The organism is Bacillus cereus group sp. BfR-BA-01360, assembly GCF_022663595.1.
In the GTDB taxonomy this organism is placed as follows: Bacteria; Bacillota; Bacilli; order Bacillales; family Bacillaceae_G; genus Bacillus_A; species Bacillus_A cytotoxicus.
Map to the genome: position 1 here is coordinate 171,584 of NZ_JAKUFV010000005.1, position 18,451 is coordinate 190,034.

Sequence of the window (18,451 nt, forward strand, 5' to 3'; positions counted from 1 at the left end):
CCCCTCTATCCGATGAAGAGAGGAAGCTTCCCTATTTATGCTTTTTTACGCAATTGTTGATTAATCATCATTAAATCGTACGTTAAACAAATCGGTTTACAATTTACAGGACACGGAACAATTTGCGCTTCGATTTCAAACACTTCGCGCAATGTCTCACTTGTCATAACTTCATCTGGAGTGCCTTGCTTAATGAGCTTGCCAGATCTTAACGCGATCATATGATCAGAAAAACGAGAAGCGTGATTCAAATCGTGAATAACCATAACAATTGTACGGCCTTCCTCTTGATTTAACTTCTTCAATAAGTTTAATACTTCTAACTGGTGAGCCATATCTAAATATGTTGTCGGCTCATCTAATACAAGTAAGTCTGTTCCTTGCGCAAGCGCCATTGCAATCCATACTCGTTGACGTTGACCACCTGATAATGCCTCTGCTGGTCGATACGCAAACTCTGTCATCCCTGTCACTTCAAGGGCCCAATGAATATAGCGATAATCTTCTTCTTTCAACGTTCCAAATCCTTTTTGATGCGGAAAACGACCATATGAAACAAGTTCAAACACAGTAAGGCCTGTTGGCACTTCTGCAGTCTGTGGTAAAATCGCCATTTTTTTTGCAATTTCTTTTGTTGGCTGTTTCTCAATTGCTTTTCCATCCAGATAAACAGTCCCTCGTTTTGCTTTTAAAATACGAGAAGCTGTCTTTAACAATGTGGATTTCCCGCATCCGTTTGGTCCAATAATTGTCGTGATCTTTCCTTCGGGAATTTCCACTGATAATCCATCAATAATTAATCCTTCATTGTAGCCAACGGATACCGAATCAACTGCTAAAGTCACCATTCAAAACGCGCCTCCCTTTATTTTGTCCTCATAAGTAAATAAATGAAATATGGTGCACCAATAACAGAAATAACAAGACCTACTGGTATTTCTGAAGTTGTGAGTACACTTCTAGAAATCAAATCTGCAAACAATAACAGAAAAGTTCCAATTAATGCTGCTGTCGGTAACATAATTTGGTGCTTCCCTCCGACAAGGCGCCTTGCTAAGTGTGGTGCCATCAATCCGATAAACCCAATTCCACCTGCAACAGCTACAGATGCACCAGCTAAACAAACAGCAATAAATAATAATTTACGTCTTTCTTTCTCAACATTGACACCGAGACCGACTGCCGCTGCATCACCTAAATTCATGACATTCAGTACATGAGCCTTTCGGATTGCAATCGGTAAAAAAATGAGCATCCATGGAAGCACACTTAATACAAACTTCCAATCCGTCCCCCATAAACTACCTGCTAACCAAATCGTTGCAAAGCGAAAGTCATTCGAAGTCATCTTCATGGAGAAAATTAAACTAACCGCTCCAAATCCTGCTGCCACTGCAATCCCAACAAGAATAAGACGCGTTGATGAAACGCCATTTTTCCATGCAAGTGTATAAATAATAACTGCTGCCAATATCGCACCAACCAAAGCAAAAAATGGAAGGATGAATACGGATAAGAACGTACCGGTTCCTACTTTTCCAAAGAAGAAATAGACGAAAACTACAACTGTCAATCCTGCTCCAGCATTAATACCGATAATTCCAGGGTCAGCAAGTGGATTTCTTGATAAACCTTGCATGATTGCCCCTGATATCGCTAATGCTGAACCCACTAAAATAGCAATAACCATTCGAGGCATACGAAATTCAAATAAAATAACGGATTGCTCTTCAACCCCTAATCCTACTAACGATTTCAATACATCTATCGGCGGTATTTTAAATGTCCCTGTATTTAAACTAATGAAAAATACGGACACAATTAACCCCGCTATAATCGTTAAAACAGAAATGTTCTTTTTTGTTAAAATACTTGTCCTCACATTTTTCCTCTCCCTTCATTACGAGCTAAGTAAAGGAAGAATGGAACACCGATTAAGGCTGTAATCGCACCAATTGGTGTTTCAAATGGAGGATTGATAATGCGAGATAACATATCTGCACATTCAATTAATAAGCCACCTAATACAGCGGAACATGGAATGACCCATCTATAATCAGACCCAACGAGAAAGCGTGTCATATGTGGAATCACAAGACCTACAAACCCGACTGATCCGGCCATCGATACGGCTGATCCTGTTAAAACAAGGACAATTACAGTTCCAATAAATTTAATTAAAGTTGTATTTTGTCCAAGTCCGATCGCAATTTCTTCACCGAAGCTTAAGATTGTAATGTATCTAGACATTATAATTGCTAGAACAAGACAAACAAGTCCAATTGGTAACAACATATTAATACTTGCCCATTTCACCCCTGAAACGCCACCTGCATTCCACATACTTACTTCTTGAGCGAGATTAAAATAAAGGGCGATACCAGATGAGATGGCACCAAGCAGGGCGCTAATTGCCGCTCCAGCTAGCGCTAACTTAACAGGTGTTAGTCCTCCTGGTGAGGAAGCTCCCACACCGTATACAATACTTGCACCAAATGCCGCTCCAACAAACGAAGCAATCACAAACATTAAGTATGGTGAATTTGGAAAAAACGCATACATAATCGCAATTCCAAATACTGCTCCATCTGTAATTCCCATTAAAGATGGCGATGCAAGCGGATTTCGCGTCATCCCTTGCATAATTGCTCCTGATACTGCTAGAAACGCACCTGCAACTACGCCTCCAATTGCTCTTGGCATGCGAAGCTCCCAAATGACATTATGATGTGTCAATAAATTATCGAATTGAAAAACAGCTTGCCATACCGTCTTTAAGCTAATATCTGCAGCTCCAAATGAAATGGAAACTGCCATGCTTATAGCCAACAAAATCGTGCCTGCTATTAAAATAATAGAAGCAATAAGCGGTCTGCTCTTAATCTCTTTTATATTTACTTGCTGCTCTATACTCCTCGCACTTGCTCCCATCCCTCAACCATCCTAACCAATAATATATGTAACAAAATGAGATTGATTCTCAAGAAATAATAAAAAGAATATTGACTTTCTTACTTTTTTTGATAATGATTCTCATCATCATATTCCTTATTCTACCTAGCGCTATAAAAGGCTGTCAACTATTATTTTGCAATATACAATTACAAGCATTCGAATCGAACTGCCATTTGAATATAAATAAGAGGAAGAGTGAAACGCTCACTCTTCCTCTTATTTATTTAACTTTGCTTCAATTTTCTTAATTAACTCGTCTTCATTAGGTGCTGCAACTGGACGATTGTTTACAAAAGCGAATGATTTTTTCCGACCCGGTCCACAATAAGATTGGCATCCAATTTCAATACTTGCACATGAATCTATTTTTTTGAGCTTCGGTATCAACGTTTTAATGTTCGTTGCTTGGCAATCATCACAAACGCGAAATTCGTTTCCCATTTTATATAACACTTCCTCTATTTTAAACTTTTCACAAGTACATTTAACCTAAACACTAAATGGTATTTTACCGCTCTTTGAAGCTGGATGCAAGTTTCCTCTATCGCTTTGCACAGCAGAAAACCTTTGTTTTATTTTTTACCTTTCCCTACGTAAATCACCTTCATTCAAACCTTATACCGTATCCACAGCAAAGAGACGAAATAAATCATCAAAATCTACCATAATTTTAAAAGCTTTGTATAAAAGCTGTTCTTTTTGCCCAATATAAAAATAGGAAGTTCATAAAAAGAAAGGGAGTTGAATCTATGAAAGTAAGACAAGATGCTTGGACAGATGAGGATGATTTATTACTCGCCGAAACAGTCCTCCGTCATGTTCGAGAAGGAAGTACACAGTTAAATGCATTTGAGGAAGTTGGAGATCGTTTAAACCGGACATCAGCAGCTTGTGGGTTTCGTTGGAATGCTGTCGTTCGCTATAGCTATGAACAAGCTCTTCAGTTAGCAAAAAAACATCGCAAAGATAAAATGCGAGCTGCTGGCGGTGAACATGCAAAAAAACGTCTACTCTATACACCGCCAACTCCATCAGTAATAACGTCGCATGAGGAACAAGCAGTACAAGTACCATCAACTGCTTCTGAATCTTCTATCACAATGCAAGATGTCATTCAATTTTTACAAACAGTAGGATCTTCCAATGTGAAAGTAACCGCACTCGAAAACGAGAATACGAGATTAAATCAAGAATTAAAAAAGCAAATCCTTCGCAACGAAGAATTAGAAAAGAAACTGGAAAAATTAGAAAAACAATCGAATACAGTGCAAGAAGATTACGAAACACTGATGAATATTATGAATCGTGCTCGTAAATTGGCACTGATGGACGAAGAAGAACGCACGCAAACCTCTTTCCGAATGGACCGAAACGGTAACTTAGAAAAAATTGCAGAATAAAAAGGATGCGAATAAGGCATCCTTTTTATTCTGCAATTAAATTTCCATATTTCTCTCTAATAGATCACATTCTCTTTCATCACTATATCTCCAACCATCCTAGCCCCAGTAAGATTCTTTTACAATCTCCCCCGCAACCTTTTTTTGCTATAATAAAGATTGTCATTTTATAGATAAGGGGTTAATGATATGAGAAATTCCCATTCGATTTTATCTCAACCAGAGTGGCGCATTATTGATCAGTCTAGTTTAGGGCCTACGTTCCATGCTCTGCAATCATTTGCAATGGATGATACGCTATGTACAACAATTGGAAATGGTGCTTCAGCTTCAACAATGCGCTCTTGGGTTCATCACAATACAATTGTTCTCGGAATCCAGGATTCAAGGCTTCCTCATTTACAAGAAGGAATTTCTTTCTTAAAAAAGCAGAATTTCAATGTCATTGTCCGCAATTCCGGCGGACTTGCAGTCGTACTTGATAAAGGAGTTTTAAATGTATCACTTTTATTCCAAGAATCTGATAAAGGTATCGATATTGACCTTGGATATGATACAATGTGGCACTTAATTAAAGAAATGCTAAAAGATTACGATGTAAATATTGAAGCAAAGGAAATCGTCGGCTCTTATTGTCCTGGAAGCTATGATTTAAGCATTCATGATCAAAAATTTGCTGGTATTTCACAGCGCCGTATTCGCGGAGGAGTAGCTGTACAAATTTATTTATGCGTTACAGGGAGCGGCTCTGGGCGCGCAGCTCTTGTTCGTGATTTTTACAATATAGCAATTCAAGGAGAACAAACAAGGTTTACGTATCCTAACATTGTACCAAGTACAATGGCTTCATTATCTGAATTACTAGGTGAAACAATTACTGTTCAAGACTTAATGCTGCGCCTGTTAAAAACATTGCAACAGTTTGCACAAAAGTTAACTCCTTCACAACTAACAGTAGATGAAGTTCCATTATATGAGATGAACTTACAGCGCATTATTGATCGTAATAATAAAGCGCTCGGCCTTGAGAAATAACGAAAAAAGCCCCGCTTTAATAGGCGGGGTTTATCATTATAGTGCTTGAGCTGCTGTAATTAACGCTAGCTTGTACACTTCTTCTTCGTTGCAACCACGAGATAGATCGTTTACCGGCATATTTAAACCTTGTAAGATTGGTCCTACAGCTTCAAAGTTACCTAGGCGTTGAGCAATTTTGTAACCAATATTACCAGCTTCTAAGCTTGGGAATACGAATACGTTAGCGTCACCTTTTAAAACAGAACCTGGAGCTTTCTTCTCAGCTACAGATGGTACGAATGCTGCATCAAATTGGAATTCTCCATCTAATGTTAATTCAGGAGCCATTTCTTTTGCAATACGAGTTGCCTCTACAACTTTTTCAGTTTCTGGAGATTTCGCAGAACCTTTTGTAGAGAAGCTTAACATTGCAACGCGTGGGTCGATACCGAATAATTCTGCCGTTTTTGCGCTTTCAATACCAATTTCAGCTAAGTCTTGGCTGTTTGGTGCAATGTTAATTGCACAATCAGCGAATACATATTTCTCATCTTCACGTACCATAATGAATACGCCTGAAGTTTTTGTAACGCCTGGTTTTGTTTTAATGATTTGAAGTGCCGGACGAACTGTATCTGCTGTAGAATGAGCTGCCCCACTAACTAGACCGTGTGCTTTTCCCATATATACAAGCATTGTGCCAAAGTAGTTTTCGTCTTTTAAGATTTTACGAGCATCTTCTTCTGTTGCTTTCCCTTTACGGCGCTCAACGAAAGACGCTACCATTGCATCCATTTCTTCATATGTAGCTGGATCATAAATATCAATGCCTGCTAATGTTAAATTCAGGCTAGCAGCTTTTGCGCTAATCTCTTCTTTATTACCAACTAGAATTGGTTTTACAATTTCTTCTTTTGCTAAACGCTCTGCAGCGCCTAAAATTCTTTCATCCGTTCCTTCAGGAAATACGATAGAAATGCCTTTTCCTTGAACCTTTTCTTTTACTGTTGTAAATAAATCGCTCACGAATAAACCCTCCTACAAATATTAAAAAACTCTACCTTTAAGAATACTTCTTTTCACATATATTTTAAACTTATAGCTCCTAAAAAATAGGGAAAAACAAAATGATTATATTTTCATAAAATTCAGCCTCATTAAATATCAGTTCACTCTTATTTCTATCATCTTACAATGTGACAATTTTATGCACCCAAGCGTTACATAGGTGAATTTAAAACTATATATGCTATAGTTAACGTATAAAATATCATTAACTGAGGTGAAAGAAATGAGTGAAGCAGCAAAAACATTAGATGGTTGGTATTGTTTGCACGATTTACGTTCTATCGATTGGGTATCTTGGAAAACATTATCTAGCGAAGAACGTGAGCAAGCAATCGTTGAATTTTTAAATATAATTGAAAAGTGGAATAAAGTAGCTGCAGAAAAACAAGGTAGCCATGCAATGTATACAATCGTTGGTCAAAAGGCTGATATTATGTTCATGCTACTGCGTCCAACAATGGAAGAGTTAAATGAAATTGAAACAGAATTAAATAAAACAACATTAGCTGAATATATGATTCCAGCATATTCTTATGTATCTGTTGTTGAGTTAAGTAATTATCTTCCAGCTGATGAGGATCCATATCAAAATCCTCAAATTCTAGCACGTTTATATCCTGAATTACCAACAGCAAATCACATTTGCTTCTATCCAATGGACAAACGTCGTCAAGGTAATGATAACTGGTACATGCTTCCGATGGAAGAACGCAAAAAACTTATGTATAGCCATGGTAAAATTGGTCGTCAATATGCTGGTAAAGTACGTCAAGTGATTACAGGTTCCGTTGGCTTTGATGATTACGAATGGGGTGTAACACTATTTGCTGATGATGTCCTTCAGTTTAAGAAACTCGTATACGAAATGCGTTTTGATGAAGTAAGTGCACGCTACGGCGAATTTGGCACATTCTTTGTTGGAAACATTTTACCAAGCGAAAAAGTAACAAGCTTTTTACATGTATAAGAAAACGAAAGCCTGTACCAAAAAGCCTTACATACTGATCTTTTGGAGACAGATTTCTTCTTATAATGAGATAAGTCGTTTTAGAAAAAATAATGAAAAATATTGAATGTAAAACGGGAGGCAGGGGATACCCCTTCCTCCCATTTTACATTTCTTCATAACAAATAGACCTACCCATTTTTTTATATCTTTTCATATTCCATTAAAATCCTCATTTTTCGGCAATTTTAAATTAAAATAGAGAAAGTTTTGTCAAAATCCTCACAAAATCATGCTAGAATGATACAAGCTATATGCTAATAACGATGCGAAGGTGATTATGTATATGAGGAAAATCTTATCTATTTTACTAGCTTTTCTATTGTTATTTTCTTCCTTAGGAGCAACTAACTCCCATGCAGAAGAAAACATACATATAGAAGCTGCTGCTGCTATTTTATTTGATGCAGACACGGGAAAGATACTACATGAACAAAATCCCGATGAATTACTAGCTGTTGCGAGTATGTCGAAATTGATGGTTGTGTATGCTGTTTTAGAAGCAATTAAAGCAGGAAAGATTACTTGGAATACAAAAGTAAATATTTCGGACTACGCTTACGAAGTATCGCGTAATAATGAATTTTCTAATGTTCCATTTGAAAAGGGAAGACAATATACAGTGCGAGAATTATATCACTCTATTGTTATCTTTTCCGCAAATGGATCTAGCATTGCACTTGCTGAACTTCTTGCAGGAAGTGAAAAAAACTTCTTAAAGCTTGCTGATGAATATGCCAAAAAACTAGGGTTAAAGAAATATAAATTTGTAAACGCGACAGGGTTAAATAACGCTGATTTAAAAGGAAAACATCCTGAAGGAACCGATCCAAATGGAGAAAATTCCTTATCAGCTCGCGATATGGGTATTCTAGCAAAAACACTGATTACAAAGTATCCAGAAATGCTAGAAGATACAAAACAAAGGTTTCGAAACTTCCCTGATAATCACCCAAAACCAATTCGAATGGAAAACTGGAATTGGATGCTCCCTGGTGCTGCCTTCGCTTATGAAGGAACAGATGGATTAAAGACGGGAAGCTCTGACACAGCGGGATATGGTTTTACTATTACAGCAAAACGTGGCGACTTACGCCTTATTTCTGTCATTATAAAAACAAAATCAATGGATGAACGTTTTACAGAATCTCGCGAATTAATTGATTACGGATTTCGTAACTTTGAAAAGAAAAAGTTAACACTAGATAAAAACAATACGATTTCTGTCGTAAAAGGAAAAGAAGATGCCGTATCTATAGCACCTGAAAAGGAAATAGAAATTGTCACAAAAAAAGGAAGTAAACCACCTTACAAAACTTCAACCGAGGCTATTCCTTCACTTGCTGAAGAGGGAAAGCTAATTGCTCCTATTAAGAAGGATGCGAAAGTAGGTTCAATTGTCTTAGAAACAACCGATCGATATGGGTTCTTAGATGGTAGTAAACAGCTGAAAGTTGCGGCTAAAACAACTGAAGAAGTGGAAAAAGCGAATTGGTTTATATTAACGTTGCGATCCATTGGTGGTTTCTTTTCAAACATATGGGCAAACATATTTGAATCATAAAGGGCTGGCAAAGTGCTAGCCTTTTTTATTATTTTCCTCCCTTTACAGTTAAAATTCTCCTTCTTAAAACTTTGTTTGGTTGTCATATCTGCTTCCTTTTCCTCATACGTATGAACTAGTAATTGTTCTAAACTTCATCCAGAAATAAACCTCTTTCTCTAATGCATTCCAAACAGAGAGGTGAGACATAATGACTGTTATTTCGCATACAGAAGAAGATGTGAAGTTATTAGCTAGGCTAATGCGTGCCGAAGCTGAAGGTGAAGGGAAACAAGGTATGCTAATGGTTGGGAATGTTGGGGTAAACCGTGTTCGTGGAAATTGTTTAGACTTTAAAAACATACGAAATTTACGTCAAATGGTTTATCAAAGACCTGGTGGATTTGAAGCAACTCAAAAAGGCTATTTCTATCAACGAGCACGCGAGCAAGATATTGCACTTGCCAGACGGAATATTCAAGGTCAGCGTTTTTGGCCTGCAAATTTTGCATTATGGTTCTTTAGGCCTGAAGGTGATTGTCCACCAACTTGGTATAACCAGCAAAATTCCGGCCGTTTTAAAAAGCATTGTTTCTTTCAACCTTCCAGTGCAGATTGTCCAAGAGTGTATTAAAGAATAAACTGAGGAGGGATTTTTGAATGGCACAGCAACAAAATCCATACTACGGAACAGGTTTTTATCAACCTTCAGGAGGTTATATGCAACAACCACAGCAACAACAAATAATTCCGCAACAACAGCAAGCTTTGCAGCAACAAGCTGCACAAGCACAATATGCAATATCTCAAGGAATGCTTCCATTAGAGCAATCCTATATCGAAAATATTCTTCGCTTAAATAAAGGGAAACAAGCGACTGTCGTTATGACATATGAACGCAGTAGTTCTTTAGGGACTCAATCTTATACTGGTATTATTGAGGCTGCTGGGCGCGACCATATCGTAATTAGCGAACCACAGTCTGGAAAACGCTATTTATTGCTTATGATTTATTTAGATTACGTTGAATTCCCCGAAGAAATTACGTATCTACCTAGTCAACAAGCGACTTATGCTCCAAGATAATAAACAAAGCTGGCAAATGCCAGCTTTGTTTTATAATCCTTTTACAACTGCAGTTCCTAATAAAATCCATCCTACAATAAACGCGACACCGCCAAGAGGAGTAATTGGTCCAAAAAACTTAATGCCTGTTATACTTAATGCATACAAACTTCCAGAAAACATAATAATTCCGGCTACCATAAACCAACCTGCTGCACTTACAAGAGATGACTGAAGTTTATCCATTAATAATGCAACAATCAACAATCCTCCTGCATGGAACATTTGGTATGTAACCCCTGTCTTCCACACTTCTAACATTTTAGCGGAGACTTTGTTTTCTAAACCATGTGCGCCAAAAGCTCCTAATGCCACTGATAGTCCTGCTGCAATACAACCTAATAAGAAGAAAATTTTCATAAGAATTCCCCTTTTTATCTTTATGATAAGAAATTTTTACATATAAGCCAAACGTTTTACCCTTTAAAAATCAAATAAGGAACTTCCGTTTGCATCTTCTTCTTTCATATATACAGGTTCCCCAGCCGATACTGTCGTTACTTGTTGGGTTACTGGCGCTGTCATCGGATGAGATGAAATCACTTGTGACTGTAATTTCGGTTCTACATACACACTTGTTTCAGTCTGTTCATCTAATAGTAAATCACATAGTGCGCGAACAACTGACAAATGCTCCTTCACCTTCTGCCCTTCACTACCTTTTGCTTTTGCAATCTCATTTGCCATTTTATTTAAAATTTTGTCACTAGACACTTGCATACATCGTCACCTCTTACTTTCTATTTCTTTCTTAAATTGCTCCAGCCTCTCTACCGGACCAAATACTATTATCATATCACGTTCTTGTAGTTTTTCCTGTCCGGTCGGATTATGGATCATATCTCCATTTCTTAAAATCGCTAAAATGGTGACATCAAATTGGTTTCTCACGTTACTTTCCAGCAATGTTTTTCCAATCACAATCGCATCTTTTCCGATTTGAAACTCTTCTATTGCAAAGGATTGTTCTGTCCCATATAGCACTGTATCAATATAATGAACCGCCAATGGATTTGCAATACCTTTTGCAATATGAATTCCAGCCATACTGGATGGATTGATCACTTTATCCGCACCAGCGCGACGTAACTTTTCTTCCGTTTCTGGCTTTTCAGCTCTAGCCACAATTTTGATGTTACGATTGAGTCCTCTTGCTGTTAACGCAATAAATACATTTTCAGCATCATTGGCAACAATCCCTACAAGCCCAGCAGCTCTCTTAATTCCAGCTTTCATTAATATTTGATCTTCCGTAGCATCACCATGTACATATAAAATTTTTTCTTTCTCTAGTACTTCTCTATCTTTATCGACCACAACAAAAGGAACTTTCTTTTCCTGTAATTCATGTACAACTTGAAGTCCTACTCTACCACAGCCACATACAATGATATGATCTTTTAATCCCGCTATTTGTTTATCCATTTTCTTCCTCCGAACTGCATGAAATAAATTTCCCTCTATAATCATTGCCGCTACTACCCCAATGGCATATGTAACAATCCCTACTCCAATAGGTATAATTAAAAGTGCAAAAATTTTCCCAGCTTGTGTTACCGGAATTGCATCTCCATACCCTACTGTTAATACTGTAATCATTGTCATCCAAAAAGCTTGAAACAAACTAATTTCTTCTATTACCATAAATCCAATTGTTCCAAGTATGACAACAAAACACATACATATAATCGCTATTAACAATTGCCTGCGTGCATTCATATGGTTCCTCAACTCCTTTCTCAATCTACAAATCTTTGCCAGATAAAATAAAATACATATATACTAGAAATGGAATCTATGAAAGAGGTCGATATCATGAAAACATTTCTTTCTGCCCTGCAGTGGGCACTATTTATTTTAGCCGGTAGCCTAATTGTACCGATTAGCGTTGCCACCAGTTATGGACTGGGTGGTACCGAAGCAATTGCTTTTATACAAAGGACATTATTTGTTCTTGGATTTGCAGGCTTATTGCAAGCTCTGTTTGGCCATAAGCTACCTATTCAAGAAGGTCCGGCCGGCCTTTGGTGGGGCGTCTTCTCTCTTTATGCAAGTTTAGGTATCGTACTATTCGGATCAAACATTGAAACGCTCCGCGTCTTACAATACGCTTTCCTATTAAGCGGTATGATTTGTATTATTCTTAGTGTTTTTGGACTTATTGATAAGCTCGTTCATTATTTTACACCAACAGTAATCGGAACGTATTTATTTCTTCTTGTTGCACAGCTGAGCGGTGCTTTCTTAAAAGGAATGTTTGGGCTGGATGGAAGTCATACGAAAGTGCAAATAAACGTATTTATTCTCTCACTTGTTGTTATTGTACTATCTTTTTTCATTATGAAGCTACCTATTATTGGGCAATATTCTGTTCTGTTTAGTATTGTCTTCGGATGGGTTTTATTTGCTTGCTTCGGTTTATCTAATCCGATTCCGCCTGTAACAGAGATCATTCAGCTTCCATCGATATTTGTTTTTGGATCACCTCGTATTGAATGGAATATGGCAATCACAGTTCTGTTTGTCACACTACTTCTTCTTACAAACATGTTAGCAAGTATTCGCGTTGTTCAAAAAGTAGTTTCCCAATACGAAGAAAATGCAGTACAAAATCGCTTCAAGCAAGCTGGTATTATAACAGGTATCAATCAATTATTAGGCGGTCTATTTTCATCGGTAGGACCTGTAGCTATTTCAGGATCAGCTGGTTTTATCGCAACAACAAATATTTATAAGCGAATTCCTTTTATATTAGGATCAAGTTTTATTATTCTAATTAGCATATTTCCAAAGATTACTTCATTCTTTGCAGCTATTCCTATCGCCGTTGGATACGCAGCCATTTATCCCGTATTTGCAAGTATGATTGGCCTTGCCTTTCGTGAATATGATTCAGTACAAAATAAAGAACGTCTATTTCGCGTTGCTGGGTTATCGCTCTTTACTGGAATTGGAGTTATGTTTGTACCACCAGAGGCATTCTCCGTCCTTCCACCCGTTTTCGCATCATTTTTTAGTAACGGTCTCGTCCTTGGCTCCGTTATGGCCATTTTACTTGAAGTTCTATTTTCTCGTTCAAAAGACAAACAATTTTCGTAAATAGCAGAACTTCTATTATTACACTCTACTTTTCAAGTTGCTACGATAGTCATAAAATATCATGGGCATATCGCCCTTGATATTTTATACTAACAATGTAATTACCTTTTCGTTATGCAAGAAGAAGTTTGACGTCTTACGATTTGCTTCTTCATATTTTTATCTCTAGTAATGTTATTTATTATTCCAATACAGAAAGGAACTTTCTATATGTCTTATAAAATGATTGTTTTAGATTTAGATGATACTTTATTACGTGATGATCACACGATTTCAGAGCGTACAAAGCGAGCTTTAATGACAGCTCAAGAACAAGGTGTTAAAGTCGTACTTGCTTCAGGACGCCCAACATTTGGTATGCGTCATATTGCGAAAGAACTTCGTTTAGAAGAATATGGAAGCTTTATCTTATCATTTAACGGTGCAAAAATTATTAATTGTAAAACAGATGAAAAAATATTTAGCAGTACGTTATCACCTGAAATCGTTCACAATTTATATGAGATTAGTAAAGAAGAAGGTGTCTGGATTCACACATATATAGGTGATGATATTATAACGGAAGAAAATAATCCCTATACAGAAATCGAAGGACAACTTACAGGTATGCCAATTATCCAAGTAGATAACTTTGTCGCGGCTGTACAAGAACCTGTTGTAAAAGTATTAATGAATAAAGAAGCAGAGCGCCTGATTGAAGTAGAGAAAAAACTCCAAAAACAATTAGAAGGAAAGCTAAGTGTTATGCGTTCCAAACCATACTTCTTGGAATTCACAGAAGCTGGTGTTACAAAAGGAACAAGCTTAAACCAACTTATCCAAAAGCTTGGTATTAAGCGCGAAGAAGTCATTGCAATAGGTGACAGCTATAATGATCAGACAATGATTGAATTTGCTGGCCTTGGCGTTGCAATGGGCAATGCTCCAGATGATATTAAAGCCATCGCAAACTATGTAACAGATACAAATATGAACGATGGTGTTGCAAAAGTAGTTGAGAAATTTGTACTAAAAAATGAAGTAATTGCTTAATTTCATCATTCATCCCCTCCCTTTGAAGTCAAATATTTCAAAGGGAGAGTTTCTTTAAATATAAGAGATTTTGTGAAGATATTTCGAACTTTACAATATTATCATAGTGCAAACTTTGTTTTTGTATATAATGAAACAAAAAAGACTATTTTATTTTGGAAACGAATACAAATTTATTATATACAAGCTTATATTTAAGGAGGCTATCTCATGTTATCTACACCAGTTGGACGATTAAGAGCAATCGGATTTGTCGAAGGGATTTCTTTTCTATTACTATTATTTGTAGCGATGCCATTAAAATATTTTGCAGGATTTGCAGCAGCTGTGAAAATTACAGGTATGGCTCACGGTGTATTATTTATTTTATTTATCTTTGCAGTCATTCAAGTAACGATTGCAAACCGTAAATCTATTTTATGGGTTCTTGGTGCACTTCTTGCATCCGTTATTCCGTTTGGCACATTCGTACTAGATGCAAAATTAAAAAATGAACAATAAAAGGTAGCTCACACAAGCTACCTTTTATTGTTACATTATAAATTTGGAATTTGCCAATCAATTTCTTTTTCACCAATGCTAGATAAAAAGCGATTTACTTTCGAAAAGGGCTTGCTGCCAAAAAAGCCGCGGCTTGCTGAAAGCGGACTTGGATGTACAGACTCAATGATATAGTGATTCGGATTCGTAATTCGTTTTTTCTTTGCTTGTGCGTGACGCCCCCATAATATGAAGATGACTGGTTTTTCCCGCTCATTTAATAACTCAATGACACGGTCTGTGAACTGTTCCCATCCTTTTCCTTTATGAGAATTCGCCTCTCCTTGGCGAACTGTTAAAACAGTATTAAGCAATAATACGCCTTGCTCTGCCCATTTTACTAAATAACCATGATTCGGAATTTCACATCCAATGTCTGCTTTTAGTTCCTTATACATATTTTGTAAAGATGGTGGTACCCTTACTCCTGGTTGTACAGAAAAACTTAATCCGTGTGCTTGGTTTGGTCCATGATACGGATCCTGCCCTAAAATCACAACCTTTGTATCCTCATAACTCGTATAATGTAGTGCGTTAAAAATATCATTTGCATTTGGATATATGACCCGCATACTATACTCTTCTTTCAAAAATTGTCTTAAGTTTTGATAATATGGCTTCTCAAACTCTGGTCCAAGTATTGGTTCCCAATCATTCTTTAAAATTTTTTTCATTACCCTCACTCCTGATTCATTTAATTAACCATATCTTGCTTCGTAAACACTACAAAGGAAACAACGAGAGAGACCACTGCCCAAATTGTTAAATTCATTAACGAAAATCCCATCGATAAACCTTGTAGCGCTGGTAAATTTCCGGATAAATAATCTGTTAATGATAAATTGACGCTGAATATATATTTTGCGCCTTCCCATGATGTGGCAAAAGAACTTAAAATACCACCAGCAATTAAAGCTGCTAACATGATCCCCATACCAGCGGGCGTATTACGAATCAAAACGGAAACCATGAAGGAGATTGTCCCAACAACAATTGCTACAAACCACGCTAACCCATACGCCATTAAATTATATTGCCATTGCGGGATTAAGTGTACAAAATTCGTATTTAATGTTTCCTTATCAATGACAAACCCTGTTAACACAGGTAAGTCCCATCCTGCATATCCAAAAACAATGCCAGATAGTATATAAGAGAACAGGCCAACAAGTAATACGATAAGCGAAATAAACAAAAGCATCGTAACATATTTACTCAAGAGAATTTTCCAGCGCCTAATTGGACGAGTTAAAAGCAGTTTCATTGTCCCATCACTTCTTTCGCCCGATACAATATCAATTGCCACAATCATGACAAGAAGTGGGATAAACAATGTAATCCCTTGTTCAATGAACGCCCTTACAAAAGTTGGTGCTCCCGGTGCTGCTGGATTAATGTTATGATCTAAATAATATTGTTGTTGCTCTACTCTAACTTTAAGCCAATCCCGCCACTCTTCTGGCAATCTAGAATTGTTCAAACGATTTTGCGAATCGACAATTTGCTGTTGAAGTGCAACTTTCCAATCATTTGTCCCAAGTCGTTTTTGCGTTGTTTGTATCTCTCTATACTGCGCGTATACAAAAAGCGGAATGAGAATGACTAATATTAACATCACCACAAAAATACGTTTCTTGCGATAAATTTTCTCAGATTCATTCAAAACAAGATTCGCAAATTCACGCATGCGCCTCACCTCTTGTGAGTTCAATAAATAGATCTTCTAATGTAAACACAAGTTCTTTCACACTATGTACCTCTATCTCACTCTCTACAAACCGCTTATTCCAACTGCTAATTGATTTCACATCCATACGGCATAGTAAACGATGATGATCTATGCTAATTTCAGTCACTTCTTCTGATTTTTCCAATAGATCTTTCGCCTTCAAAATGGGTGTAACAATCCACTCTACGCGGTCGCTTGCAGCTTTTATTAACTCTTCAATAGGAGCAACTGTAATAATCTTGCCTTTCTGAATAATAGCTACGCGATCACATATCATTTGCACTTCACTTAATAAATGACTTGAAATAAATACACTCATCTTTTCCTCTCTCACCAGCTTATGTATAAATTCTCTTAACTCTCTTATACCAGCTGGATCTAATCCATTTGTTGGCTCGTCTAATATAAGCAGTTTCGGTCTTCCAAGAAGAGCTTGTGCAATTCCAAGGCGTTGCTTCATTCCAAGAGAATATGTTTTTACTTTATCATGGATTCTTTCATCTAAATGAACCATCTTTGCAATTTCAAAAATACGCTCATCTGGTATACCGCCTAACATCCTTGCAAATTGCTTTAAATTTTCAAAACCTGTTAAGTACGTATAAAGCTCTGGATTTTCAACAATACTACCAATTTGTCGCATGGCTTCTCGAAAATTGTCCTTAATATGATAACCACCGATAGAAATTTCACCTTCCGTTGCCTGAATCAGTCCAACTAACATTCGAATGGTTGTCGTTTTCCCTGCACCATTTGGTCCAAGAAAACCAAACACTTCCCCTTGTTTAACATCAAATGAAATATTTTCTACAAGCGTCTTCTTTCCGATAACCTTTTTTACATTCCTTACTGAAAGGATTGTCGTCATTTTGCCCCTCCCCCTTGTAGTTTCAGCTTACTTACAACATTTTGCACTAAGCGATCTGCCATATATGAGTAACCTATTTCATTCGGATGAAAATGATCTGAATACAATAGTTCTTTTCCGCGATTTTGAAACAAATCGAATGTCGGTACAATGTATACATTTTTATGACTGACTGCTATTTTTTCTAACGCTGCATTCCAATCTACAACAATATTTGATGAACCTTTTAAGTCTTCTACATCTTCGAAAGGATTATATAACCCTAGCCAAAAAATAGGACTATCCGCATTTAATTTACGAATTTCTGTTATAATTTTCCTTGCTTGATTTTGAAACATTTCCGTATCTGGGCGATATGTTTCCAAGTCTATTTTCTCAAGCGATTCCCAACCTGGGAATAAATCATTCCCCCCAATTGTTAGCACAATAAGATCCGCACGCTTAATGGAATATCTAGCACCGCTACTCTCGATTTGCTGTAACAAATCCGCCATCTTCGCTCCACTAACAGCTAAATTCGTTATTGCAACTTTTGTCTTATCCCCTTTTTCCAAATCTTCTTTCATGCGTCCAACATAACCAATTCCTTCTTTATCGCCAACACCTCTCGTTAGCGAGTCTCCTAAGCTAACTACTTGTAACGTCCCAGCTTTCTTTTTTTCTTTTCCTTGCGCCTCTTCTCGTTTCATGACTACATTCGAAGCTTTTGGATTTAATACATCATGAATACCTGAAAGAAAACCGTATGCAAATAAGCAAAAAGACGCCACCGTAAGAAGTAATATTCCCTTTACTAATTTTGCCCTCATATGACATCTCCTTTTCGTTCCCTTAGATTGTTCCTAATTATACCAAACCGCAATTTGAAAAGCGATTTTTCCCCTTTATGTTGTTTCTCTCTTCATTGTGCTCAAGCTTTTCAGCATAAATAAAGCCTATTGAGTTATGAAAAACTCAATAGGCCTTTTCCGCTTTATTGTAAAACAACTCCCTGAATATAGTCAGGCACAATCTTCTTATTATTTGGAAACTGGATTCATCTGTTTTGTATCACTTACAATACTCAAGT

The 18,451-nt window shown here is 37.0% G+C and carries 21 protein-coding genes; 9 read left to right on the plus strand and 12 right to left on the minus strand.

Annotated elements, in window-relative coordinates; genetic code table 11:
- Positions 1–35: 35 nt before the first annotated feature.
- The 4 genes from MR056_RS07270 to MR056_RS07285 all read right to left on the minus strand — a co-directional run bounded on the left by MR056_RS07270 (position 36) and on the right by MR056_RS07285 (position 3,396).
- On the minus strand, positions 36–848 hold the full coding sequence (locus MR056_RS07270) for an ABC transporter ATP-binding protein (protein WP_210351878.1): 813 nt from the start codon (positions 846–848) through the stop codon (positions 36–38).
- A 17-nt stretch (positions 849–865) separates the two neighbouring features.
- Positions 866–1,882, minus strand: coding sequence for a FecCD family ABC transporter permease (locus tag MR056_RS07275; RefSeq protein WP_012096346.1), 1,017 nt, complete (start codon positions 1,880–1,882; stop codon positions 866–868).
- Positions 1,879–2,931, minus strand: a complete 1,053-nt coding sequence (locus tag MR056_RS07280; RefSeq protein ID WP_012096347.1) for a FecCD family ABC transporter permease — start codon at positions 2,929–2,931, stop codon at positions 1,879–1,881. The genes MR056_RS07275 and MR056_RS07280 overlap by 4 nt, the downstream gene beginning before the upstream one ends.
- Before the next feature lie 240 nt (positions 2,932–3,171).
- Positions 3,172–3,396 (minus strand): YuzB family protein, encoded by a 225-nt coding sequence (locus MR056_RS07285; protein WP_012096348.1) that lies wholly within the window; start codon positions 3,394–3,396, stop codon positions 3,172–3,174.
- A gap of 308 nt (positions 3,397–3,704) precedes the next feature.
- Between MR056_RS07285 and MR056_RS07290 the strand changes: the two genes are divergently transcribed.
- Complete coding sequence (locus MR056_RS07290) at positions 3,705–4,355, plus strand: RsfA family transcriptional regulator (protein ID WP_012096349.1); 651 nt, start codon at positions 3,705–3,707, stop codon at positions 4,353–4,355.
- A gap of 189 nt (positions 4,356–4,544) precedes the next feature.
- Positions 4,545–5,390, plus strand: coding sequence for an octanoyl-[GcvH]:protein N-octanoyltransferase (lipL, locus tag MR056_RS07295; RefSeq protein WP_210351879.1), 846 nt, complete (start codon positions 4,545–4,547; stop codon positions 5,388–5,390).
- 36 nt (positions 5,391–5,426) lie between these two features.
- Here the strand turns inward: lipL and pta are convergent, their stop codons facing one another.
- The gene (gene pta / locus MR056_RS07300; protein WP_210351880.1) at positions 5,427–6,398 is read right to left on the minus strand and encodes a phosphate acetyltransferase; all 972 of its coding nucleotides are present in this window, start codon (positions 6,396–6,398) and stop codon (positions 5,427–5,429) included.
- 265 nt (positions 6,399–6,663) lie between these two features.
- Between pta and hemQ the strand changes: the two genes are divergently transcribed.
- The 4 genes from hemQ to gerQ all read left to right on the plus strand — a co-directional run bounded on the left by hemQ (position 6,664) and on the right by gerQ (position 10,075).
- Positions 6,664–7,407 carry a hydrogen peroxide-dependent heme synthase gene (gene hemQ / locus MR056_RS07305; protein WP_012096352.1) on the plus strand — a complete coding sequence of 248 codons (744 nt, stop codon included), beginning with the start codon at positions 6,664–6,666 and terminating at the stop codon, positions 7,405–7,407.
- 319 nt (positions 7,408–7,726) lie between these two features.
- On the plus strand, positions 7,727–9,010 hold the full coding sequence (locus MR056_RS07310) for a serine hydrolase (RefSeq protein WP_210351881.1): 1,284 nt from the start codon (positions 7,727–7,729) through the stop codon (positions 9,008–9,010).
- Positions 9,011–9,200: 190 nt separating this feature from the next.
- Complete coding sequence (locus MR056_RS07315; RefSeq protein ID WP_012096354.1) at positions 9,201–9,623, plus strand: cell wall hydrolase; 423 nt, start codon at positions 9,201–9,203, stop codon at positions 9,621–9,623.
- Positions 9,624–9,649: 26 nt separating this feature from the next.
- On the plus strand, positions 9,650–10,075 hold the full coding sequence (gene gerQ / locus MR056_RS07320; protein WP_012096355.1) for a spore coat protein GerQ: 426 nt from the start codon (positions 9,650–9,652) through the stop codon (positions 10,073–10,075).
- 30 nt (positions 10,076–10,105) lie between these two features.
- Here gerQ and MR056_RS07325 read toward each other — a convergent pair whose 3' ends face one another.
- From MR056_RS07325 to MR056_RS07335, 3 genes are all read right to left on the minus strand, one after another.
- Entirely contained in the window at positions 10,106–10,474 is a 369-nt protein-coding gene (locus MR056_RS07325) for a DUF423 domain-containing protein (protein ID WP_012096356.1), read from the minus strand.
- A gap of 63 nt (positions 10,475–10,537) precedes the next feature.
- Positions 10,538–10,834, minus strand: a complete 297-nt coding sequence (locus tag MR056_RS07330; RefSeq protein WP_210351882.1) for a YwdI family protein — start codon at positions 10,832–10,834, stop codon at positions 10,538–10,540.
- Positions 10,835–10,840: 6 nt separating this feature from the next.
- Positions 10,841–11,833: a potassium channel family protein gene (locus MR056_RS07335; RefSeq protein ID WP_012096358.1), complete on the minus strand. Its 993-nt coding sequence runs from the start codon at positions 11,831–11,833 to the stop codon at positions 10,841–10,843.
- A gap of 96 nt (positions 11,834–11,929) precedes the next feature.
- Between MR056_RS07335 and MR056_RS07340 the strand changes: the two genes are divergently transcribed.
- The 3 genes from MR056_RS07340 (at position 11,930) to MR056_RS07350 (ending at position 14,746) form a co-directional block, all read left to right on the plus strand.
- Positions 11,930–13,213: a purine/pyrimidine permease gene (locus tag MR056_RS07340; protein ID WP_041810153.1), complete on the plus strand. Its 1,284-nt coding sequence runs from the start codon at positions 11,930–11,932 to the stop codon at positions 13,211–13,213.
- Positions 13,214–13,423: 210 nt separating this feature from the next.
- Complete coding sequence (locus tag MR056_RS07345; RefSeq protein ID WP_012096360.1) at positions 13,424–14,245, plus strand: Cof-type HAD-IIB family hydrolase; 822 nt, start codon at positions 13,424–13,426, stop codon at positions 14,243–14,245.
- A 210-nt stretch (positions 14,246–14,455) separates the two neighbouring features.
- Entirely contained in the window at positions 14,456–14,746 is a 291-nt protein-coding gene (locus MR056_RS07350; RefSeq protein WP_012096361.1) for a DUF3817 domain-containing protein, read from the plus strand.
- A gap of 35 nt (positions 14,747–14,781) precedes the next feature.
- On the opposite strand, the gene MR056_RS07355 is transcribed toward MR056_RS07350, so the two are convergent.
- Genes MR056_RS07355 through MR056_RS07370 form a run of 4 tightly spaced genes read right to left on the minus strand, consistent with a single transcriptional unit; the run spans position 14,782 to position 18,191 of the window.
- Entirely contained in the window at positions 14,782–15,459 is a 678-nt protein-coding gene (locus tag MR056_RS07355) for a uracil-DNA glycosylase (RefSeq protein WP_012096362.1), read from the minus strand.
- Between the two features lie 20 nt (positions 15,460–15,479).
- Positions 15,480–16,472, minus strand: a complete 993-nt coding sequence (locus MR056_RS07360; protein WP_210370640.1) for an ABC transporter permease subunit — start codon at positions 16,470–16,472, stop codon at positions 15,480–15,482.
- A complete protein-coding gene (locus tag MR056_RS07365) occupies positions 16,465–17,382 on the minus strand; it encodes an ABC transporter ATP-binding protein (RefSeq protein ID WP_012096364.1) in 918 nt (305 codons plus the stop codon). Before MR056_RS07365 ends, MR056_RS07360 begins: the two co-directional genes overlap by 8 nt.
- Positions 17,379–18,191 (minus strand): SGNH/GDSL hydrolase family protein, encoded by an 813-nt coding sequence (locus MR056_RS07370; protein WP_210370641.1) that lies wholly within the window; start codon positions 18,189–18,191, stop codon positions 17,379–17,381. Before MR056_RS07370 ends, MR056_RS07365 begins: the two co-directional genes overlap by 4 nt.
- Positions 18,192–18,451 lie beyond the last annotated feature (260 nt).